Genomic DNA, 23424 nt, shown 5'->3' on the forward strand with positions numbered 1-23424 from the left:
AGAGAGGACTATGGGAGAAAAAGACAGACATGCAGCAGCTGAACGCGTTCGGCCGGTGAAAACGGCGGCAAAACCGAGGCAAATGGAACACTTAAACCGCGGACTTGTGGCCGTAAAAACAAAAAAAGGGGTTTTTCTCAGCTGGCGGCTTTTAGGAACCGATCCGGAAGAAACGGCTTTTAACCTATATCGCAACGGCCACAGAATTAACTCAACACCTATTTCATCATCGACCAACTTTCTTGATAAACACGGAAACGGAAAATCGGTCTATTATGTGACAAAGGTTCTCGGAGATAAGGAAGTCGAGACGTCACACAAAACAGCTGTCTGGCAGAAGCCGTACTTGGATGTTCCGTTAAACAAGCCTGACGGCGGGACAACTCCTGACGGCGCAATGTACACGTACAGCGCCAATGACGCGAGCATCGGAGACCTCGACGGCGACGGAGAATACGAAATTGTGCTCAAATGGGACCCGTCCAATTCGAAAGATAACGCGCACAACGGCTATACCGGGGAAGTCATCATTGATGCCTATAAGCTTGACGGGACATTCATGTGGAGGATTCATCTCGGGAAAAACATCCGCGCGGGCGCCCATTATACCCAATTGATGGTCTATGATCTTGACGGCGACGGAAAAGCGGAAATCGCCATGAAGACGGCTGACGGAACGGTTGATGGAACCGGACGGGTGATCGGCGATCAGGCTGCCGATTACAGAAATGAAGATGGACGAATTCTGGACGGGCCTGAATATTTGTCGATTTTTCACGGGGAAACGGGACGGGAATTGGCAACCGTCGATTACGATCCGCCCCGTGGAAGGCTTGAGGACTGGGGAGACGGATACGGCAACCGCATGGACCGGTTTTTGGCAGGCATCGCCTATTTGGACGGGGAAAGGCCGAGCCTTGTCATGGCGCGCGGCTATTACACAAGAACGGTGCTAGTCGCTTACAACTTCCGGGACGGCAAGCTGACCAAGCTGTGGACGTTTGACAGCGACAAGCCCGGTAACGAAGGCTATGCAGGGCAGGGAAACCATAGTCTGAGTGTTGCTGATGTCGACGATGACGGGAAAGATGAGATTGTCTATGGCGCGATGGCCGTTGATCATGACGGAACAGGGCTTTATACGACAGGGCTTGGACACGGTGACGCCATGCACGTGAGCGATCTTGACCCGGATCGGCCCGGGCTGGAAGTCTTTCAAGTGCATGAAGATCCGCGCCTTCCGTACGGCCTCTCATTTCGCGATGCGGGTACAGGGGAAATCCTCTGGGGAGTGCCGGCTGATACAGATGTTGGGCGGGGAATGGCCGCGCATATCGATCCCCGCTATCAAGGCGCGCTTGTCTGGGCGATCGATCCCCCGGGTAATGAAGGAAAATCATACGGCCTCTATACGAGTAAGGGCGAAAAGCTTAGCGACGCCGCTCCGGCTTCGGCTAATTTTGCGATTTGGTGGGACGGTGATCTTCTCCGCGAGCTGCTTGACCACGATTGGAAAGAACCCGCCGGCATCCCCAAAATTGATAAATGGGACTATCACAGCGGCAGGCTGGTCAATCTGCTCACTGCTGATGGAACGCTGTCTAACAATTGGACGAAAGGGACGCCTGTGCTTCAGGCCAATCTATTCGGCGATTGGCGCGAAGATGTCGTGTTCCGCACGGTCCGAAGCGATGCTCTGCGAATATACACAACGACCGAGCTGACTGAACACCGTTTCTATACGTTCATGCACGATCCCGTCTACCGCTTGGGGGTAGCATGGCAAAATGTCGCTTACAATCAGCCGCCTCACCCCGGATTTTATTTGGGAACCGGAATGAAAAAGCCGCCCCGGCCGAATATTTATACCGTTCCTTGTAAGAGAAATGAAGAATGACAGAGACCGGCGGTTCATCATGCATATGCACGGGGCCCCGGCAGGATTATTAAATATACAAAAAAGTATGATTGTAATCTCACAGCCTGCTCCCATAAAATGAGTGGTAAGCGATTTCATTACAAAATGAAAAGAGGGATTCATATGGGGTATCAGGCGAGTGATTCACGCTATGAAAATATGAAATACAACCGTTGCGGACATTCAGGATTAAAACTGCCTGCTCTGTCTTTAGGGCTTTGGCACAATTTCGGAGAAGCAAGTTCCTTTCAAAATGCCAAAGCGCTGTTAAGAAAAGCATTCGATCTGGGTATCACCCACTTTGACTTGGCGAATAATTACGGTCCGCCCCCCGGTTCTGCCGAAGAAACATTCGGAAAAGCGCTGAAAACCGATTTTGCCGGCTACCGCGATGAAATGGTCATCAGCACGAAAGCCGGCTATACGATGTGGCCTGGACCATACGGCGATTGGGGGTCAAAAAAGTACCTTGTGGCAAGCCTTGATCAAAGTTTAAAACGAATGGGCATTGATTATGTCGATATATTTTATTCGCACCGCCCTGACCCCCATACACCATTGGAAGAGACGATGGGAGCGCTCGCCCACATCGTCAGGCAAGGAAAAGCTTTATATGTCGGTTTGTCGAACTACAGCGCTGAACAGACCGAAAAGGCGGCTGATATTTTGCAAGAATACGGGATTCCGCTCCTCATCCATCAGCCCAAATATTCAATGTTCCACAGAGAACCGGAAAAAGCCCTGCTGCAAGTGCTGCAGAAAAAAGGAGCCGGGGCGATCGCGTTTACACCTCTTGCCCAAGGGCTTTTAACAAAGAAATATTTGACGGGGATTCCCGCCGGGTCAAGAGCCGCTGATGCGAACAGTCCGTTTTTGCAGGCCGAGGGCATCACAGAAGACGTGCTCGGCAAAGTCCGCAAGTTGAATCAAGTGGCGGCCGAACGCGGACAGTCCCTGCCGCAAATGGCAATAGCCTGGCTTTTAAAAGATCCGCGCGTCACCTCGGTGCTGATCGGCGCAAGTAAAACCGAACAGATCGAAGAAAATGCCGCGGCTCTTAAGTCCGCTCGATTCTCAGCTGAAGAGCTCGACACAATTGATAAAATTCTTTCATAATAAGGAGTGGTCGTGATGACAATCAGCATCTATTTGGCCGGCGATTCGACCGTGCAGAATTATAAGGCGGATTCGCCTCAGGGAGGCTGGGGCGAATTTCTCCAGTCTTATTTATCCGGAAATGTACAGGTGATCAACCGGGCAATCGGGGGCCGGAGTTCAAAAACGTTCGTTGAAGAGGGAAGACTTGCATCGATTTTGGATGTGATCAAACAGGATGATTGGCTGTTCGTTCAGATGGGGCACAATGACTCGTCAAAAGACAAACCAGAACGCTATACAGAGCCGTATACGACGTATAAACAATACTTGAAAATGTACGTCGACGGCGCGCGTCAAAAAGGAGCCTCGCCGCTTCTCATCACGCCTGTCGCAAGGCTCCATTACAAGGACGGCGTCTTTTTGAACGACTTCCCGGACTACTGCATTGCGATGAAGCAGGTGGCAAGTGAAGAAAATGTCCGCTTGATCGATTTAATGGACAAAAGTCTTCAGCACTTTGCGGAAAAAGGGTACAGTGAGGTATTTAAATATTTTATGATCTCGGAAAATGTCAACGACTACACACATTTTACGAAAAAAGGGGCCCGGGAAATGGCGAAGCTCGTTTCGGCCGGCATTCGAGAGCTCGGGCTGCCGTTTGTCAAAGAGACGGTATGAAGATGAACGGAAAACTGTACCACGGCGCTTGCTTTTATCCCGAATTGTGGGACGAGGATGTGTTGGATGAAGATATCAGGATGATGAAGCGAGCCGGGATCAATGTTGTCAGAATCGGAGAGTTTGCCTGGTCAAGGATGGAGCCGGAAGAAGGGAGGATCGATGTCGGATTTTTTGCCGGCGTCATCCGAAAGCTCTACGACAACAAAATTGAAACGGTCATGTGCACACCGACTGCGACGCCGCCGATCTGGCTGACCCACGGGCACCCGGAAAGAATGCATGTGAATGAAAAAGGGGAGACGATGGGACACGGTTCGAGGCAGCATGCCTGCACAAACCATCCGCATTTCAGAGAGCGGGCCCGCCTGATCATCAAACAGATCGCCAAAGAGCTCGGACAACTGCCGGGATTGATCGGATGGCAGCTTGACAATGAATTCAAATGCCATGTCGCAGAATGCATGTGTGAAACGTGCAACACATTATGGCACAAATGGCTTGAAGACCGCTATCAGACGATAGACCGTCTGAATGAGGCATGGGGTACGGGTGTATGGAGTGAAACGTATCAATGCTTCGAGCAAGTTCCGCAGCCCGGACCGACCCCGTTTTTGCACAATTCTTCTTTAAGGACGATGTATCAGCTGTTTTCGATGGACAAGATTTCTGAATTTGCGCGTGAGCAGGCTGAAGTGATCAGAGCATACTCCAATGCCCCGATCACCCATAACAGCAGCGTCATGTTCGGGGTTGATCATGAAGACCTTTTCAAGAGCCTTGATTTTGCCTCGTTTGATACGTACGCCAGCCAGGAAAACAGCGCCGCCTTTTTGTTGAATTGTGATTTATGGAGAAACATCAAAAAAGGACGGCCGTTTTGGGTGATGGAGACGAGCCCTTCCTATAGCGCTTCGCTTGAAAGTTATGCGGTGCCTCATCAAAACGGCTATTTGAAAGCTGAAGCTGTCTCTTCTTATGCTCTTGGCGGAGCCGCGTTCTGCTATTGGCTGTGGCGCCAGCAGAGAGCCGGGTCTGAACAGCCGCACGGGGCAGTGCTCAGCGCATGGGGGGAGCCTGATGTTGGATATGAAAATGTGCTCGAAGTCGAGCGGGCGAGACGAGAGGTTGAGCACATCATGCTGGCTACGGCTCCTTTGCAGGCTGAAACAGCTGTCGTCTATTCGGACCGTGCGAAGGTGTTTTTGAACACGGAGCCTCATCGGGGTCTTCATTACAGAACGCTGATCACCGAGTTTTATGACCGACTTCTAAAGATGGGCATTCACAGGGATGTCATTCTTGAAGGGAGCCCGCTTGCCGGCTATAAACTGCTGTTTACGCCGTTTATTCACTATCTTCCGCTTGCGTTTATCAAAAAAGCCGAAGCATTTGCACAAAGCGGCGGCATTTGGATTGCGGGTCCGCTGACGGGCGGAAGAACAGAGCACCATACGATTCACACCGATTGCGGATTGGGTGATTTGGAGAAATGTTCCGGTGTCAAAACGCTTTTTACATTCCCGATGGATGAGCGGAACTCAAGCGGAACAGCGTTTGGCGTAAAGGCGCCGCTGAGCTTGTGGAGCGCTGTTTTTGAAGCCGGAGGCACCAAGGCTGTCGGGATGATTGAGAAAGGCCCGGCATCAGGTAAAGCGTTCATCACAGAACATAAATGCGGAAACGGAAAAATCGTCATGCTCGGGTCGATGCCGGCAGGCGAAGCTGGAGACATCATGATGAAAAAGCTGATCAGCCATTATGGCGAAGAAGCGGGCGTTACGCAGAAAACCGAAGCCACTCCCGGAACAGTCGTCGCGCCCCGGAAAGGAGCAGACGGTCTTGTCTGGGTCGTGATCAATATGGACGGCAAAGGAGGCGCAGTGACACTTGACGGAAACGGAACCGATCTATTATCCGACAGGCCCGTATCCGGACGCATGACACTCGGCCCGCACGAATACCGCGTGATTTTGTTTTCAGAGAATAAATGAATCGCCGCAGGCGCTTGCCCGCGGCTTTTTTGTTTCGTTTTGCAAAAAAAGGGATGATCCCTTCAAAAAAAGAGCAGGCACCTTTCTATCATAAGCAAAAAAGGAATATTGACGGTCAATAGGCTAAACAGGAAAATATTCACTGACCAACCGGTTGAACAGAAAGGAGGAACGCTTGTGAAAGCACAGGCTGAACTAAAATGGCTGAATAGGGCGCCTGCCGCGTTCGGCGGGGTGACTTGGGGAGTGCCTTGGGCAAAAGGAGTGCTGCAAAAAGGGGAGACGGTCGCCATTGCTTCGGAAAACGCCCCGTGTTTGCAAACATGGCCGCTCGCGTATTGGCCTGACGGCTCGATTAAATGGACGGGCCATGCCGCAGTATTTCCAAAAGAAAGCGGCAGCCGACTTATATTGCAAAAAGGGGAGCCCGGCGCACCGAAAAACGTCGTGCATGTCAGCGAGCAGAAAGATGAAATCACGGTGAATACGGGCGCGATAGTCTGCAAACTTGGTAAATCGGGGCCGTCACTCATCCGTTCGATTTCCATTTCCGGGGAAATGATGGCGAAAGAAGGACGGCTCATCGCTTTAAAAGAAAAAAGAAGCGGCTCAGATTCACAAAGCATGTATCATATTGCCCGGTTTGAGAGCATGGTTAAACGTGCGGCAATCGAACAAAACGGTCCGGTCAAGACAGTCATCAAGATTGAAGGCGTCCACCGCGGTGAAGGCATGGATGTTTGGCTCCCTTTTACCGTCAGGCTTTCTTTCTATGCCGGTGTCCCGTCCATCCGGATCATGCACACGATCTTCGTCGACTGTAACGCAGAAACGGAGTGGATCAAAGGACTCGCTTTAGAGATGAACGCGGTTTTGAGCGGAGCGCCAAGGAACAGGCATATTCGCTATGCAGCCGACGGAGGGATTTACGGAGAGGCTTCTCAGCTGCTTGTGACGAGAAGATTTAATGAAACAAACGGGTTCTATGAACGACAGATTGCGGGACAGCCTGTACCGGAAGAGTCGGAAGTTGTGCGCGATGCGGAGAGAAACGCCGTCTGGAACGATTTCAAGCTCATTCAGGATTCCCCTGTTCACTGGCGCTTAAAAAAGCGAACCGGCAAAGACTGCGCCTGGGTGGATGCGATTCAAGGGGGAAGAGCGAAAGGGCTGATGTATGCAGGCGGGGAAAACGGCGGCATCGCGCTCGGACTCAGGAACTTCTTTGAAAAGTATCCGTCAGCGCTTGAAGCGCAAGGTCTTGCCGGTGGCGAAACGAAATTGACGGTTTGGTTCTGGCCTCCTGAAGCTGAAGCGATGGACTTCCGCCATTATTCAAAAGACACTCATGTTGAAAGCGCATATGAAGGGTTTGCCGAAATGAGGTCGACGGCCGTCGGCATTGCCAATACGAGCGAAGTCAATCTCGCCTGTTTTGCAAATCCGCCGAGCGATGAAGAGCTGAACAGAGCGGCGGACGAATGGCAAAACCCCCTGCTGCTTATTTGTGAGCCGGACTATTATTATCACACCCGCGCTTTGGGCGTTTGGAGCCTGAAAGATAAACAGCGCCCGCTTTCAGCGGCGCTTGAAGATCAGCTTGACGAGGCACTCAAGTTTTACATGAACGAAGTCGATCAGCGGAACTGGTACGGCTATTGGCATTACGGTGATGTGATGCATACGTATGATGCCGTCCGGCATGTATGGCGGTACGACCTTGGCGGCTATGCATGGCAAAACACGGAACTCGTACCGAATCTCTGGCTTTGGCAGTCTTTTTTCAGATCCGGGAGGGAAGACGTCTTCAGAATGGCGGAAGCGATGACCCGTCACACTAGCGAAGTTGACTGCTACCATTTCGGAGAATATAAAGGCCTCGGTTCAAGGCACAATGTCCTTCATTGGGGCTGCGGCTGCAAGGAAGCGAGAATCAGCATGGCCGGCCTCCATAAGCCTTATTATTTTTTGACGGCGGACGAGAGGACGGGGGACGTGTTAACCGAGGTGAAAGATGCCGATCGAGCGCTTGAGACGCTTGATCCGATGAGAGCCTATTATCCGGAAAAAGAGTTCCCCACCCATGCCAGAGTAGGCCCCGACTGGGCGGCGTTCTGTTCCAATTGGCTGACGGAATGGGAGCGGACCGGTGATGAAGCGTACCTTGATAAAATAAAACGGGGGATCAGCCGGCTTAAAGAACTGCCGCTGCGTCTGTTATCCGGGCCGACTTTCGGATACGATCCTAAAGCTTCAGATCTGCTTCATATGGGTGACGGGAATCATGGCGGCTATCATATGGTCATCGCCTTTGGCGCCCCGCAAACATGGATGGAGCTTGCAGAACTGCTGGAGAATGACGAATGGAAGGAGATGCTCGGCGAATTCGGCGAATTTTATTTGCTGACTGATGAAGAAAAGCGGAAGAGGAGCGGCGGGAAGCTTCACGATGATTTATTTCACTGGCCTATGTTCTCCGCTGCCATGGCCGCTTATGCTGCCCGGCTCCGCCAAGACCGGAAGCTTGCCGAAAAAGCATGGCGCCTGTTGCTGGATGAAAAACAAAGCCATACACCGCTGCCGATCGCTCCAAAACAAGTCCATGCCTGGAAAACGATCACGGAAATCCCCTGGGTCACGACAAACTGCGTCTCACAATGGTGTCTCAACACAATAGCCGTGCTGGAGCTGCTCAAAGATATGCCACCTGATCAGGACATGCAAGAAAAGATCATTCAGGCAATGAAAGATCATCCCGCTCGCGGATGAAGGCAAAAAATGAAGGTTGTCGGAAAAATGTAAGCGCTTTAAATTTGAGTGGAACAATTGAGACGATCAAAAGGGGGAAATTGTAAAATGGCAAGACTGAAGCTGAAGGGAAACAAATGGCTCGCTGCACCCGCTGTCTTTTTGCTCTTGATGGGGTGCAGTGCAAATGAGACGTCCAATCAAGACGGGAAAGGAAAAGAGAAAGATGCCATTCATATTATGGCTCCGCTCCTGTCGCCGGAAAGTCCGGGAGAAAACAGCCCGTCTTTAAAAGCGCTCGAAAAATACACGAAAAAACAAATTAAAGTGACATGGGTTCCGAACTCTTCCTATAATGATAAATTCAACATCGTCATGGCCTCGGGAGATTTGCCGCAAGCCATCGTCGTCACGGACAAGTCGCCGGGATTTATCAAGTCTGTCAAATCAGGTGCATTCTGGGAGCTTTCACCTTATTTAAAAGACTACCCGAACCTAGGAAAGGCCGATGAAAAAGTGATGAAGAACAGTTCTATTAACGGCGAGATTTACGGCATTTACAGGGCGAGGGACTTGATTCGCGCTTCGATCATCATCAGAACGGACTGGCTCGAAAATGTCGGCATGGAGATGCCGAAAACAATCGACGAATTTTACGACGTGCTAAAAGCGTTTAAAGAAAAAGACCCCGACGGAAACGGAAAAGACGATACGTACGGCATGGTAGTGCCGAAATGGATGGGGCTTGGCAACGGAAGCCCATGGGATATTATGCAGACGTGGTTCGGCGCTCCAAACCGCTACGGAATAGACGAAAAAGGGGAGCTCATTCCGGACTTCACGACAGAAGAGTATATGGAAGCACTGCGTTTTTTCAAAAAACTATATGATGAAGGGCTGATCAATAAAGACTTCGCCGTAATGGACTCAGCGAAGTGGAACGATCCAGTCGTCAAAGGAAAAGCGGGTGTGATCGTCGATACCGGTTCGCGGGCATCGCAAATTCAAAGCGCAATGGAGGAAGCCGATCCCGGCAACAAGGATGTGATCGACGTCATCGGTACGGTCAAAGGCCCGAAAGGAACGTATACATTCCCGACATCAGGATACGCCGGAATGATTGCCATCCCGAAAGCGAGCGTCAAAACGGAAAAAGAATTGAAAGAAGTGCTCGGCTTCCTAGACAAAATGAACGATGAAGAGGCACAGATCATTGCCAACAACGGCATAAAAGGGCGCAACTATAAGCTTGAGAACGGAACGTACACGTCCCTTGAAAAAAACAATAAAAAACTGCTCTATGAGCACGAAGGTCTTGCACAGTTCAGCATGGGCATTCCGGAACAAAGATACTATGTGGAAAAACAAGAATCAAAGCTGTTCAAACACCGTGAACAGATTCTTAAAGAAGGGGAAAAAATCGCCGTATTCAACCCGGCCGAATCGCTTGTTTCAGATGTATACACCCAAAAAGGGGCACAGCTTGACAACATCATCCTCGATGCCAAAACGCAGTTTATCATCGGCGACATCGATGAAAAAGGCTTTCAAGATGCCGTTCAGCTTTGGTATAAAAGCGGCGGCGAAGATTTGATGAAAGAACTGAACAAGCGCTACAAGGAGACTAAATAGCTCAGGTCTTTAAACAGCATACGAAGGGGGGATGCGGCACATGGAAATCACCGCAAAAACAGGAAAGACCGCTGTTAAGCCAGAAAAGAAACCGACTGGGCTGCAAGCCGTAAAACGGGATAAATGGCTCTATCTTCTGCTTGTTCCCGGTGTTTTATATTTTCTCATCTTTAAATATTGGCCGATGTGGGGCGTGTTAATTGCATTCAAAGATTATTCGCCTTATCTCGGATTTTGGCAGAGCGAATGGGTCGGGTTCGAGTATTTTAAAGATTTCTTTATGAACCCTGACTTCTTCCGCCTGCTCCGCAACACACTCATGCTGGCCGCTCTCGATTTGATTTTTGCATTTCCGGCTCCGCTGATTGTCGCACTCATGCTGAATGAATTGCGGCACGCCATCTATAAACGGTGCATTCAGACGTTTATATATGTTCCGCATTTCGTCTCATGGACGATCGTCGTCAGCATGACGTTTGTCTTTTTTACGGTTGATACGGGCGTAATTAATAAAATGCTGCAAAGCATAACAGGCAAAGAGATTGCGTTTCTCTCGGATCCCGAATGGTTCAGGCCGATGATTGTCCTGCAAAGCATATGGAAGGAGACGGGCTGGGGAACGATCCTGTTTTTGGCGGCGCTCGCGTCGGTTGACCAAGAGCAGTATGAAGCGGCAGTGATGGACGGTGCAGGAAGATTGAGGAGAATGTGGCACATTACCCTTCCGGCCATCAGAAGCACGATCGTCGTGCTTCTCATCTTAAGAATCGGCAGTTTTTTGAACATCGGCTTTGAACAGATTTTTTTAATGACCAACTCCTTAAACCGGAGCGTGGCTGAAATCTTTGACACGTATGTCTATGTTGTCGGAATTACGCAGGGCGCCTACAGCTACAGTACGGCAGTCGGGCTTTTCAAATCGGTTGTCGGGATCATCCTGATATTCGGAGCCAATTATATCGCGAAAAAGTTCGACCAGGACGGTCTGTTTTAATGAATGGAGGTGAAAGGGATGTCCGGTGCGGAAACGATCCATAACACAAAAGCGGGTCGGGTGTTCGATTGGTTTAATGTGATCTTTCTCGGCTGCTGCGGGCTGATAACCGTTTTGCCTTTTCTGTATATTATCGCGGGGTCTTTTGCCACGGAGGCCGAGCTGGCGGAAAAGAGCTTCTTTATCTTTCCTGAGACATTTTCGCTTGATGCGTACCGCTATATTTTTTCAACGCCAACATTTATCAGGAGCATGGGGGTGTCTGTGTTCATTACGGTCGTGGGAACGATCGTCCAGCTCTTTTTTACATTTACGATGGCCTATCCCCTTGCAAAACGGCACATCAAGGGAAGGAACCTGCTTTTGAATCTCGTTATTTTTGCGATGCTTTTCAGCGGAGGAATGATTCCGACGTATATCGTCGTCAAATCACTGGGGCTGCTCGATTCCTACTGGGCGCTGATTTTGCCGATGGCGATCAATCCGTTCAATCTCATTATTATTAAAAACTTTTTTCAGCAGCTTCCGAAAGAGCTTGAGGAGTCGGCAAAGATTGACGGCTGTTCAGAAATCGGCGTGTTCTTAAGAATCGCACTGCCGCTTTCAAAGCCGATTATTGCGACTTTTGCGCTGTTTTATGCGGTCGGCATTTGGAACGACTTTTTCCATGCTTTGCTGTACATCAATGACAGCGCGAAATGGCCGCTGCAAATGGTACTGCGCCAAGTGACGATTCTTTCGGATCTGACGGGGACGACGAATGATATGATGGAAACGGTGCCGCCTGAACAATCGATCAAACTGGCCGTCATCGTCATTGCGACGCTTCCGATTTTAGCCGTGTACCCGTTTTTGCAGAAGCATTTTGCCAAAGGCATTCTGATCGGGTCTGTGAAGGGATAAAAAAACCGCCGGGCTCATGAGCCGGCGGCTTGCGGCTCAGGCAGCTGAGCCGTTTTTATTTCTTTTTTTCATCCAAAAATAAACCGGGAGACCGACGAGGCCGATCAAGATCGACCACAGGCAGCTGTAGAAGTCTGTGATGAGCGTGCTGACAAGGACAAACAATGACCCGAGAATAGCCGCAACAGGCAGGTAAGGGTAGAGCGGCACACTGTAAGATCTCCCTTGGCCGTTCTTCCGTCTCCGCAAAATAAACACTGCGAAAAACGCCATGACATAAAAGATGTAAATCATAAAAATCGAAACCTCTGACAGCTTTTCAGGATTGCTGATGATCATTAAGATGACAGCGAAAATCATCTGGACGATGACTGCGATCCACGGCGTATGAAATGCCGGATGAACATGCGAGATCCAGCGGGAGAACGGAAGCTGTTTTTTCTCAGCCATCGCAAAGATCACGCGCGGAAAAGACAGAACTTTTCCGTTTAAGCAGCCGAAGATGCTGACGATAATTCCGATGGAGATCAGCTTGCCGCCGATCGGCCCGAACAGCATGGTCGCTGCTGTGCTTGTCGCATTTTCGCCGAGCTTGACAATCTGATCGGCAGGAAGAATGTGAAGCAGCGCCAAGTTAATGAACAGGTAGCAGGCTGTGACGATCAGTATGCCGCCTGTCATCGCTTTCGGGAGCACTTTTTCCGGATTCTTCATTTCTCCGCCGAGTGCTGCAAGAAGGATCCAGCCGTCATACGCAAATAGCGTCGCCAATACCGCCGCTCCAAAGTTTTGGCTGGCGATGCTCTCCGTGACAGAACTGAAAATATGTTCATCGCCCTGCCATAGACCGAACACAATGATACATACAATGGGAATCAGCTTTCCGATCGTTGTGACCGCCTGAACCGCTCCGCCGTATTTTGTTCCGACGATGTTGATGAGGCATAAAAAGGCGACGGTGATGATGCCGATGAGTGCAGTCCATGATTTATCCCAGGAAAACAAGTTGGCCACAAGCGAGCCGAAATATAATCCGAGTGCGCCGATGATGGCCGGTCCGTAGATGATGATCTGCACCCAGCCGCATAGGAATCCCCAGAACTCGCCGTAAATTTCTTCAAGATATGTGTAAAGCCCGCCCGTTTTTGGAATCTGTGCGCCCAGTTCGGCGATTGTCAGCCCGCCGGCAAGCGTTAAGATTCCGCCGAGGAGCCAGGCGAAAAGAGCAATTTGTGCGTTTCCGGAATAGGAAAGCACGCTGCCGGGTTTCATAAACACACCGGAACCGATGATCGTTCCAATCACAAGAGATAGCGCAAATAACAAGCCTATCTCTTTTTTTAGTCCGTTTGCTTCTGCATTCATAGCTATGCCTCCCATTGATGTGATCTCTTTTATAGAAAACTATTTTTATATTGTAATACCTTTTTTAAAAAAGAAAAATTAAATAAATTTTCTGATTTTCGTATTTCTTGTATATGTTAAACGTTTTAAGGTCTTAAAACCCGGAGGAACTATCAATAACCGAACTTTAATAAATGCTTTTGGATTCATTGTTAGTTTTTTCGGGAAGCGGCAGGAATCGCCCGACCGGGAAGACGGTTTGGTTGACTTTTCAAATCAAATCGCCTATTTTGGAGAAAGAAGAAATCTCGAATTCGAGATATTTGATGAGGAGATGATAGAATGAACGTAAATGGCATTCACCACGTATCCGCTTTAACGGCAAACGCCCAACATAACCTGGATTTCTATGTCAAAGGGCTTGGCATGAAACTGATAAAGAAATCGGTCAATCAGGATGAACCGACGATGTACCACTTGTTTTACGGGGATGAAGTCGCGTCTCCAGGTTCAGATTTGACATTTTTCGAGATTCCGATGCTTGCCCGGAGGCGGGAAGGGACGAACTGCATTTCGGCCGTATCACTTCGGGTTCCCGGCGAACAAGCACTCGAATTTTGGAAGAAGCGGCTTCATGAGCTCGGCGCAGAGATTGACGGTATCGAGACTCGTGCGGGGCGGAGCGTTCTCCGCTTTTTAGACCATGAAGGACAGAACATGATGCTTGTGGTTGATGAAAAGGGAAAAGATCATGGAGTGCCTGTGAAAAACGGCGTCATTCCTGAGGATGTCGCGATCAGGGGGCTCGGCCCGGTCGAACTGACTGTCAGGGACGCCGGTCCGACGGCGGCGGTGCTTACCGATATTCTCGGCTTTCATAAAATCGGTGAGGAACAGGCTGATGAAACCGGCCGAACGCTTCACATTTTTGAATCGGGTGAAGGAGGAGCAGGCACGGAGGTGCATGTGAAAGAGTCAGATGAAAGCAGAAGAGAGCGTCCCGGAAGAGGAAGCGTCCATCATGTCGCATTCCGCGTCAAAAATGAAGAAGAACTTAAGCAGTGGCATGAGAAAATCAGTGAGAACGGCTTTACGAATTCTGGGATTGTGGAGCGCTATTATTTTAAGGCGCTGTATTTCAGAGAACCGAACGGCATACTTTTTGAACTGTCGACTGACGGGCCGGGCTTTGCCGTTGATGAATCAATCGATGAGCTCGGACAGAGCCTTGCACTTCCGCCGTATCTCGAACATCGGCGGAAAGAGATTGAAGCGCGGCTGAAACCGATCCGATAAAAAAACGAGGTCCCGAAAAGGACCTCGTTTTTTATATAGGCTCTGTTAAACGTAAATGTTGATATTTGATAAATTTCCAAAATATTGGTATAATCAAGATGGGAACAAACATTCGGTTAGAGATTATCAAGGTGAGCAAAGCGTTTGCAACTGTTAAAGTATATCGGCAAATTACCAGTTTTCAACAATCGAACTATATTGCTGAATAGAAATTTATAAAATGTTGAGTTATTAAATATGAAAAGTGAGGTTTGTATATGAATACTGTTAGCCAAGAAATCCAAGATTTGTCCATTAAATCTTTGGAGTCAACTTTTAATAAACTAACAAATGCTTATAAAAGCACGACAGAAAACGGTTCAAACACAACTCTTGTCAAAAAGAGACTAAACGCAGTGAAAATTGGTTTAGAAAGCCTAAAAGGTACTTGGAATGGAGAAGATTTCGGCTATAACGAAGAAATCATATTGACTACTAAAGAAGTTTTGAAAGGTATCATTCCATCTATTGAAAAACAAATAGCAAAAGCAAAAGAAGGCAGTCCTCAAAAAACATTAAATGAGCGTCGCTTGACTGCACTAAAACTGGCAATCGAATCTTTAGAGAACCGTCTTATATAAGACGGTTCTTAAATTTTTTAATTGTTCCAGAATCGGGTGAGTTACATATCCCTTTATTTTTGCGTATTTAACAACATCCAAATTTAACAGAGCCTTTATATAAAAGGCATCCGGCACAGCTGGCGGCCTTAAGGGGGGGCATGCTGTTAAGATGATGCGGATTCTTTTTGGTCAAGTGTGATTTGTTTTGTTATTGTTTTGCCGTTTCGAATAAGGGTAACCTTTACCGTATCTCCGACTTTTGCATCGTTGTAAAGAAGGTTGCGCAGGGCGCTTCCGGTATCGGTTTCTTTTCCATTAAAGCTGACGATGACATCGTTCTCTTTAAGGCCCGCTTTTTCAGCGGGGGAGCCTGAAGCGACCTGGCGGATGTAGACGCCTTTGTTTAGCTGGCTCCCGCTTAATCCGAGGGTGCCTGTTTGATAGTTTTCCGGCACCTGCTCAAGATCCATCATGCCGATTCCGATGTACGGGCGTTCGATTTTTCCTTTAGACATCAGTTCTTCCGCGATCGGTTTGACATCATTGCTTGGAATCGCAAATCCGATGCCTTCTACTCCGCTTTCACTGATTTTCATGCTGTTGATGCCGATCACTTCACCCTTTGTATTCAAAAGGGCGCCTCCGCTGTTGCCGGGGTTGATGGCCGCGTCTGTTTGAATGACGTTCATCTCGGTTTGCCCTGCGGATGTATCTACTGAAACGGTTCGGTCAACACCGCTGATGATGCCTTGCGTCACCGTGCGGGACAGATCTTTGCCGAGCGGGTTTCCGATTGCAATGACCGATTCGCCAGCTTTCAAGCTTGACGAATCGCCGAAAGATGCGACTTTTTCCACGTGATCAGCGGAAATTTCAACAACAGCAAGGTCTGTCAAGGAATCGCTGCCAAGCAATTTACCTTCCACTTCTTTGCCGTTTGACAGGGAAACCGTCAGTTTCGACGCGCCCTCGACAACGTGGTTATTTGTAATAATGTATGCTTTGCCGTTTGCTTTTTTATAAATGACACCTGAACCTGTGCCTGTTTCTTCTTCGTTTGAACTGCTGCTGCTGTTGCTTTCAAAACCGAACATACCGTTCTCTGTTTGTTTTTGATAGTTTGAAATACCGACGATGGCGGGAGATACATTTTCCACCATTGTTGAAATGTCAGACGAATTGGTGCTGGACAATTTTTCGGTGTTCGCATGATTGGAAGAAGCCGCTGAATTCGTCGTCTCGTTTGTTTGTGTCTGGACGGATGCATTGGCCGTTTCGTCTTTGCTATGCTGATATGTCGTGACGCCGAGAACGAGGCTTCCTCCGATGATGCCGCTGAGGATCGGCGTCATCCACGAGAGTCTCCGCTTTTGCTGTTCTGCTTTTTTTATCGCCTGGTCAGGCTTTTGATCGGAGACGATGAGTTCGTTTTTCGTTTCAAGCTGATCTTCTCTATTATATTCCATCATTTTCACGCTCCTATTGTTATCATATCCTTTGATGCTTCAATCATAAACAAAGACTGTGGGATAAACATGAAAACATTGTGGGAAATTGTCAAAGAAAAAGAATATTATAAATAGGGTCCCTATTTATAATATGACATGTCAGAGGTGTTCTAAACGTTGAAAAAGATTGGATTTATCGGATACGGAAGCATGGCCCGGATGATTGCGGCCAAACTGCTTGATCAGGAGAAAATCAGCGATGACATGGTGATCGTCAGCTCAAGGAATGACGGGAAAACAGGGGAGCTGAGAAAGCTTTACCCAAATGTCGCCTGTCAATCAGCGGACGAGCTCGCCAAACAGTGCGGCCTGATCTTCATCTGTGTTCCGCCGATGGCGGTAAAAGAAACGCTTGAGAAAATACAGCCGTTTCTTCAGGAGGATGTGCACATTGTTTCGATTGCCGCGGGAATCGAGCTTGACCGTCTTCACGACTGGACAAGCGGACAGGTGACGAGATACATTCCGACACTTACATCTGAAGTCGGGATCGGCGTTTCGCTTGTTGTCCACGGCGAGCGGGTCGCTGAGGCGGACAAAAGCCGGCTGGAAGAATATCTTTCCGCTTTCAGCACAGTCAAACAAATACATGAAAGAGATATTGACGCTGCGAGCAATTTAACAAGCTCTTCACCGGGGTTCATCGCTTCGATTTTTGAAGAATTTGCTCAGGCTGCCGTCAGAAACAGCAGTCTCACGAAAGAAGAAGCGTTTCAATTTCTGATTCATTCATTAATGGGAACGGGCAAGCTGTTAATGGAAAAAGACATGACGTTTGCACAAACGCTTGATCGGGTCGCGACAAAAGGCGGCATAACCGCAGAAGGAGCGGAAGTCATCCAAGATGCCATGCCGGAAGTCTTTGACGAGCTGTTTGCCAGAACGATGAAGAAATATCGAGAAATAAAAATTAAAATATAAAGTTTAAAAGATGTTTTAATTAAAAAAATTAATTAAAACATCTTTTTTATTTTATAGTTTTTTCAAATTGAATTTGTCTTCTAAAAATTTTTCTAAAATTATTATCTCGATTTTATATGGTCTCCCATCATCTAAGTAAAATCTTCTGTATGGCAAATCATTATCTGCCTGATAAGACTTAAATTTGAATGTCTTTTTTTGAATATCCGTGATTTCTGCATCGTCTGATAATTTACAATCCCAGCAAATAATTTGATGCAAGAAACTTAAAGAGTGATTAAAATCTTCTTCATCTCTTAATTGAAATTTAAACTCTACAAATCTATGATCAGTAGTATTTGTGAGGCTGTGGATCTCTTTAATTAGCATATCATAACCAAAATGAGAGTTAAGATCAGCTAGTTCCCATCTAAACGTGTCCGGCCAAAGAGCTAAAATTTGTGCAGTTAGCCAAATAACTCCTTGTTCACTGCCAGGTTCAATAAAATTCAACTCTTTCCCATTTTTGGATATTTGATATGTAGTTTTTCCTTTACTTTTTTTAATTCTTCTAGTTACACTTTTTCGTTCATTTTCCGCTTTTCTTCGGCCAATTTCAGCCCGCACTCTATCTGCGAAGTCTTGGTACTCATCAGTATCAATAATCTTTTGAATAATTTTCTCAGCGGTTATCAGAATACTTTCTAATAATTTTTTATTAGTATTGTCAACAGTTGCCCTATTTGCTGTGAGTTCAAAACCTTGGCAGTTAATAAATGCATGCCATTTTGTCCATTCAGATCTTTCAGCAAAACGTTCATTTTTTCTTTGAACAGGAATATAATCTTTACACAAATATATTCCGTATCTATCAGAGACTGTATATTGATCCTCACCGTGGTATCTCCCGGGTTTAGGCCGTCCAGGCCACTTTAACATTTCATTATGATTCCTTTTTGCACTATCTCCCTCAACATAAAATAATACCTCAATTTTATGTTGAGGATAATCAATAACTGTAGCAGTTTCTTTCCATGAACGAACATAGTGATTTTCAGGTCTTCTATCATCTATTTTGCGAAGTTCCGTGAAGTTATAGCATTCTTTAGGAAAAGAGTGTCCGTAAGGTATTGGCTCAAATTCTTCTTTACCAAAACCTTTAAGTAAAAGTTCACAGTCTGGAAGAAAATCATCTTTCAATTTAGCTTTAATACTCCCCCAAGCTGTAAACCATTGAATATAATCCTTTAAATATTCATGCTTAAAAGTAGCTGTGTTATTTTTATCATATCCTTTTACGATAATGTAAGTCCCGGAAATAACCTCATCTAAATAGTTATTGGCATGTTCGAGTTTTTCTATCAGTATAGAAGGTGGATCATCTATGCCTCGATTAATAGAAGCATTCAATTGTGCAAAAGGATCTCTTAGAGTAGCTTTTAAAATGTTTCCATCTTCTAAAAACTTTGTATAAACTATTACTTCTTTGCTATTATAAAAAATTTTAGTTCCGTGTCCTTTTTCTCCGATTTTATCTACATCATTTCTTTTACTGCTTCTTCCTAAATCGAAAAAACCTTTAAGTTCGTCTAAATTCATACCAACTCCGTCATCTTCAATTTCAACAATTAGATCTTCATCTCCATATGTCGTATCTATTGAAGAGTGAATTCGTATTTTACTTGCTTTAGCATCAAGAGAATTCGCAATAGCTTCTCTAATCATTTCTTCTGGCCTTGTAAAGTCCCGAGAAATTTCCCTTAATTCTTTGGCTACAAAAACTTTTGGAATATGGGCTTCTAAAATTTCCTGTGTATTCATTCTAAACCTCCATTTTTATTAAGTAATTCTAAAATTTGGACGACATAATTTATTATAACAATTTGATAATAAAGAACCAATTATTATTTTTTTATGAGTATAATTTAGTTTTTTTGATTTTTTGTATTATGACTATTAAATCTAAAGAACTATTGCAATCCCATTAAAATTCCAATATAATTTTTTAGAATATTCCCAAAATAATAAAAAATTTGAGACGTTTTTCATAAGGGGTGGTTTTTTGTGAAGCTTTATCTGTCTGTTGATATGGAGGGAATTTCCGGGCTTCCGGATGATACGTTCGTCGATTCAAGCAAGCTGAACTATGATAGAGGCCGGAAGATCATGACGGACGAGGCCAATCATGTGATTGACGAAGCGTTCAAAAGCGGATGCAGAGAGGTGCTTGTCAATGACAGCCACTCTAAAATGAACAACCTTTTAATTGAGCGGCTTCATCCTGAAGCGCAGCTTATTTCGGGAGATGTCAAACCGTTTTCGATGGTTCAGGGACTTGATGATACATGCGATGGAGCTGTGTTCGTCGGTTACCATGCGAGAGCATCGATGAGAGGCGTGATGTCGCACAGCATGATTTTCGGCGTCAGACATTTTTACATAAACGATCAGGCGGTGGGCGAGCTGGGGTTCAACGCTTATGTTGCCGGTTATTACGGCGTCCCGGTCATCATGGTTGCCGGTGACAGCGAGGCGGCGGTTGAGGCGGAGGAGCTGATTCCAAACGTAACGACAGCGGCCGTTAAGGAAACGGTCTCCCGTTCGGCGATCAAATGCCTGACTCCGGAGAAAGCGGGGCGGCTTTTAAGAGAACGGACGGCATATGCGATTCAAAACCGCGGTCAAGTCAAGCCGCTCACGCCTCCGGACAGGCCGGTGCTGCGGATAGAATTTGCCAATTACGGCCAAGCCGAGTGGGCGAGTTTGATGCCGGGTGCTGAAATCGAACCGCAAACGACGACTGTCCGCTATCAAGCGAAAGACATTCTTGAAGCCTATCAAGCGATGCTTGTCATGACCGAGCTAGCGATGAGAACGACATTCTCCTAGGAAGGTGGGATGAAGATGGCAGGTTACATCATGAAGCGGCTCTTGTCGATGCTGGCGACCATTTTGGTGATCACGACATTGACTTTTGTGATGATGAAAGTGATTCCGGGCTCTCCCTTCAATGAAGAAAGAAACACGAATGAAGCGGTTCAGCGCAACCTTGAGGCTTACTACCAGCTGGATGAGCCTCTCTTTGTTCAATATTTGTATTATGTAAAGTCGATCGTTACCTTTGATTTTGGGCCGTCGATCAAGCAGCCTTCGCAAAGCGTGAACGATCTGCTGTCAAGAGGGTTCCCTGTTTCGTTTGAACTGGGGATGACGGCGCTTATTGTGGCGGTCATTTCCGGGATCGCACTCGGAATCTTTGCCGCGCTGCGGCAAAACGGCATCATCGACTATATAGCGATGACCATTGCCGTTCTCGGCATTTCGGTTCCCAACTTTATTATGGCGACCTTGCTGATACAGCAATTCGCTGTAAATTGGAACATATTTCCTCCGTCGACATGGACAAGCCCGCTTCATATGGTGCTTCCGACTGCGGCTTTGGCGATGGGGCCGCTGGCGATTATCGCAAGGCTGACCCGCTCCAGCATGATCGAAGTGCTGACACAGGATTATATCCGAACAGCCCGGGCTAAAGGGCTTTCCCCTTTTAAAATTGTCATGAAGCACGCGTTGAAAAACGCCCTTATGCCTGTCGTAACGATTCTCGGGACGCTTACCGCTGCGATTTTAACGGGGAGCTTCGTCATCGAAAAAATCTTTGCGATTCCGGGCATGGGAAAATATTTTGTTGAAAGCATCAACTCCCGCGATTACCCCGTGATTATGGGCACCACCGTTTTTTACAGCATCATCCTCATCATCATGTTGTTTCTCGTCGACATGGCCTACGGAATACTGGATCCGCGTATTAAACTGCATAAGAAAGGGTGAGCTTATGAGCCTTCCAGTTCGCACAGAAAACGAAGCGTCTTCAGGCAGTGATATCCCTGTTGAATGGTTTGCCCCGCTGAAACAGAAGCAGGATGAGCGTGAATCCGTCGCAAGGCCGAGTCTGTCATACTGGCAGAACGCCTGGCGGATTTTAAGGAAAAACAAGCTGGCGATGGCGGGGTTGGGCGTGTTAATCTTCCTGTTCATCATGGCTGTACTCGGACCGGTTCTTTCTCCGCACAGCGTCACCCAGCAGACGCTTTCCGAGCAAAACCTGCCTCCGTCGATGGAGCATTGGTTCGGAACCGATGAGCTCGGCCGCGATGTGTTTACAAGAACGTGGTATGGAGCGAGGATTTCTCTGTTTGTCGGTGTAATGGCGGCTTTGATCGATTTTGCAATCGGCGTCATCTATGGCGGCATCGCCGGCTATAAAGGCGGCAAAACAGACCATGTCATGATGCGGGTCATCGAAGTGCTGCACGGACTGCCTTATTTATTGGTCGTCATTCTTCTCATGGTCATGATGGGGCCTGGACTCGGGACGATCATCGTTGCGCTGACTGTCACCGGCTGGGTCGGCATGGCGCGGATCGTCAGGGGGCAGGTTTTGAAGGTGAAGCATGATGAGCATGTCCTCGCATCCAAAACCTTCGGAGCGAAAACGGTAAGGATCATCAGGCGGAATCTCCTTCCGAACATGATGGGAGCGATCATCGTCCAGATGACCTTGACGGTGCCGTCGGCCATTTTTGCCGAAGCATTTCTCAGTTTCCTCGGTTTGGGCATTCAAGCCCCGTTTGCGAGCTGGGGTGTCATGGCGAACGACGGCCTTCCGGTGATCTTGTCGGGTCACTGGTGGCGGCTGTTTTTTCCCGCTTTCTTTATTTCATTAACAATGTTCGCTTTTAATGTTGTTGGAGACGGGCTGCAGGATGCGTTAGATCCGAAGCTGAGGAGGTAATGTATTTTGCGGAAAAAAGTATTGGAAGTCGAGAATCTGCATGTTTCATTTACGACATACGGCGGAACGGTCAAAGCCGTCCGCGGTGTGAGCTTTGAGTTATATGAGGGGGAGACGTTTGCGATTGTCGGCGAGTCGGGATGCGGAAAAAGCGTGACATCGCACAGCATCATGCGGCTGTTGCCGAAATTTTCGGCAACGATCACAGACGGCGCGATCCGCTTTAAGGGAAAAGACTTGCGCAATCTGTCCGAAAAAGAGATGAGAAAGATCAGAGGGGCCGAAATCTCAATGATCTTCCAGGATCCGATGACGGCCCTGAATCCGACCTTGACCGTCGGAGACCAGCTGACAGAAGCGCTGTTGGAACATCGGCCCGTATCTAAAACAGACGCTCGAAAAGCGGTCATTTCGATGCTTGAGCTTGTCGGGATTCCGAATCCGCAAGAGCGTTTGAGGCAGTATCCGCATCAATTCAGCGGAGGGATGAGGCAACGGATCGTGATTGCCATGGCGCTCATTTGCGAACCGGAGATTCTGATTGCGGATGAACCGACGACCGCGCTTGATGTTACCATTCAGGCGCAAATTCTTGAGCTGTTTAAAGACATTCAGCGGAAAACCGGGGTATCCATCATTTTAATCACCCATGATTTAGGCGTAGTCGCACAGACGGCGGACAGAATCGCCGTGATGTACGCCGGGAAAATAGCTGAAACGGGAGCGAGGAGGGATATTTTTTACCGTCCGCAGCACCCGTATACAAAAGGCTTGCTGCATTCCGTTCCGAGGCTTGACCTTGAAGGTGGAGACCTCGTTCCGATTGACGGGACGCCGCCAGATTTGTTTTCTCCGCCTGAAGGGTGTCCGTTTACGGCGCGCTGTTCCCATGCAATGGAAGTGTGCGGCAGGGTTCATCCTGCCGTTACAGAAGTCTCGGCGGGTCATCGTGTGTGCTGCTGGCTTCAAGATGAAAGGGCGAAACGTGCTTTACTGACGACATAACATGAGATC

The 23424-nt window shown here is 47.7% G+C and carries 18 protein-coding genes; 15 read left to right on the forward strand and 3 right to left on the reverse strand.

What is annotated here, in order from left to right; all coding sequences use genetic code 11:
• Nucleotides 1–10: 10 nt before the first annotated feature.
• The 8 genes from MKX80_RS07260 (at nt 11) to MKX80_RS07295 (ending at nt 11965) form a co-directional block, all read left to right on the forward strand.
• Nucleotides 11–1897 (forward strand): rhamnogalacturonan lyase, encoded by a 1887-nt coding sequence (locus MKX80_RS07260; RefSeq protein WP_154994598.1) that lies wholly within the window; start codon nt 11–13, stop codon nt 1895–1897.
• 144 nt (nt 1898–2041) lie between these two features.
• Nucleotides 2042–3034 carry an L-glyceraldehyde 3-phosphate reductase gene (gene mgrA, locus MKX80_RS07265; RefSeq protein ID WP_182070808.1) on the forward strand — a complete coding sequence of 331 codons (993 nt, stop codon included), beginning with the start codon at nt 2042–2044 and terminating at the stop codon, nt 3032–3034.
• A 15-nt stretch (nt 3035–3049) separates the two neighbouring features.
• The gene (locus MKX80_RS07270) at nt 3050–3694 is read left to right on the forward strand and encodes a rhamnogalacturonan acetylesterase (protein ID WP_154994602.1); all 645 of its coding nucleotides are present in this window, start codon (nt 3050–3052) and stop codon (nt 3692–3694) included.
• On the forward strand, nt 3691–5688 hold the full coding sequence (locus MKX80_RS07275) for a beta-galactosidase (protein ID WP_268343140.1): 1998 nt from the start codon (nt 3691–3693) through the stop codon (nt 5686–5688). Before MKX80_RS07270 ends, MKX80_RS07275 begins: the two co-directional genes overlap by 4 nt.
• Nucleotides 5689–5865: 177 nt before the next feature.
• Nucleotides 5866–8457: a hypothetical protein gene (locus MKX80_RS07280; protein WP_268328621.1), complete on the forward strand. Its 2592-nt coding sequence runs from the start codon at nt 5866–5868 to the stop codon at nt 8455–8457.
• A gap of 96 nt (nt 8458–8553) precedes the next feature.
• A complete protein-coding gene (locus MKX80_RS07285; RefSeq protein ID WP_268293988.1) occupies nt 8554–10068 on the forward strand; it encodes an extracellular solute-binding protein in 1515 nt (504 codons plus the stop codon).
• A 40-nt stretch (nt 10069–10108) separates the two neighbouring features.
• A complete protein-coding gene (locus MKX80_RS07290; protein ID WP_182070805.1) occupies nt 10109–11062 on the forward strand; it encodes a sugar ABC transporter permease in 954 nt (317 codons plus the stop codon).
• An 18-nt stretch (nt 11063–11080) separates the two neighbouring features.
• On the forward strand, nt 11081–11965 hold the full coding sequence (locus MKX80_RS07295; RefSeq protein ID WP_154995030.1) for a carbohydrate ABC transporter permease: 885 nt from the start codon (nt 11081–11083) through the stop codon (nt 11963–11965).
• A gap of 36 nt (nt 11966–12001) precedes the next feature.
• Here the strand turns inward: MKX80_RS07295 and MKX80_RS07300 are convergent, their stop codons facing one another.
• Nucleotides 12002–13330, reverse strand: a complete 1329-nt coding sequence (locus MKX80_RS07300) for an amino acid permease (RefSeq protein WP_182070804.1) — start codon at nt 13328–13330, stop codon at nt 12002–12004.
• A 321-nt stretch (nt 13331–13651) separates the two neighbouring features.
• Between MKX80_RS07300 and MKX80_RS07305 the strand changes: the two genes are divergently transcribed.
• Both MKX80_RS07305 and MKX80_RS07310 read left to right on the forward strand, forming a co-directional pair.
• The gene (locus MKX80_RS07305; RefSeq protein ID WP_154995026.1) at nt 13652–14605 is read left to right on the forward strand and encodes a ring-cleaving dioxygenase; all 954 of its coding nucleotides are present in this window, start codon (nt 13652–13654) and stop codon (nt 14603–14605) included.
• Nucleotides 14606–14862: 257 nt separating this feature from the next.
• A complete protein-coding gene (locus MKX80_RS07310) occupies nt 14863–15225 on the forward strand; it encodes a hypothetical protein (protein WP_154995024.1) in 363 nt (120 codons plus the stop codon).
• Nucleotides 15226–15371: 146 nt separating this feature from the next.
• Here the strand turns inward: MKX80_RS07310 and MKX80_RS07315 are convergent, their stop codons facing one another.
• Nucleotides 15372–16676 carry a trypsin-like peptidase domain-containing protein gene (locus tag MKX80_RS07315; protein ID WP_186807171.1) on the reverse strand — a complete coding sequence of 435 codons (1305 nt, stop codon included), beginning with the start codon at nt 16674–16676 and terminating at the stop codon, nt 15372–15374.
• Between the two features lie 156 nt (nt 16677–16832).
• On the opposite strand from MKX80_RS07315, the gene proG reads away from it, so the two are divergent.
• Nucleotides 16833–17636: a pyrroline-5-carboxylate reductase ProG gene (proG, locus tag MKX80_RS07320; protein ID WP_268310253.1), complete on the forward strand. Its 804-nt coding sequence runs from the start codon at nt 16833–16835 to the stop codon at nt 17634–17636.
• A gap of 51 nt (nt 17637–17687) precedes the next feature.
• Here proG and MKX80_RS07325 read toward each other — a convergent pair whose 3' ends face one another.
• Nucleotides 17688–19436 carry an ATP-binding protein gene (locus MKX80_RS07325; RefSeq protein ID WP_268310255.1) on the reverse strand — a complete coding sequence of 583 codons (1749 nt, stop codon included), beginning with the start codon at nt 19434–19436 and terminating at the stop codon, nt 17688–17690.
• Between the two features lie 243 nt (nt 19437–19679).
• Between MKX80_RS07325 and MKX80_RS07330 the strand changes: the two genes are divergently transcribed.
• The 4 genes from MKX80_RS07330 to MKX80_RS07345 are packed head-to-tail and all read left to right on the forward strand — an operon-like array spanning nt 19680 to nt 23415.
• Nucleotides 19680–20504, forward strand: coding sequence for a M55 family metallopeptidase (locus MKX80_RS07330; RefSeq protein WP_154995020.1), 825 nt, complete (start codon nt 19680–19682; stop codon nt 20502–20504).
• Nucleotides 20505–20519: 15 nt separating this feature from the next.
• Nucleotides 20520–21446 (forward strand): ABC transporter permease, encoded by a 927-nt coding sequence (locus tag MKX80_RS07335; protein WP_020451079.1) that lies wholly within the window; start codon nt 20520–20522, stop codon nt 21444–21446.
• Between the two features lie 4 nt (nt 21447–21450).
• The gene (locus tag MKX80_RS07340) at nt 21451–22410 is read left to right on the forward strand and encodes an ABC transporter permease (protein ID WP_154995016.1); all 960 of its coding nucleotides are present in this window, start codon (nt 21451–21453) and stop codon (nt 22408–22410) included.
• Nucleotides 22411–22416: 6 nt separating this feature from the next.
• Nucleotides 22417–23415, forward strand: a complete 999-nt coding sequence (locus tag MKX80_RS07345) for an ABC transporter ATP-binding protein (protein WP_326166445.1) — start codon at nt 22417–22419, stop codon at nt 23413–23415.
• The last annotated feature ends 9 nt before the right edge of the window (nt 23416–23424 follow it).

The organism is Bacillus sp. FSL K6-0972, from assembly GCF_037976035.1.
Taxonomy (GTDB): domain Bacteria; phylum Bacillota; class Bacilli; order Bacillales; family Bacillaceae; genus Bacillus; species Bacillus haynesii.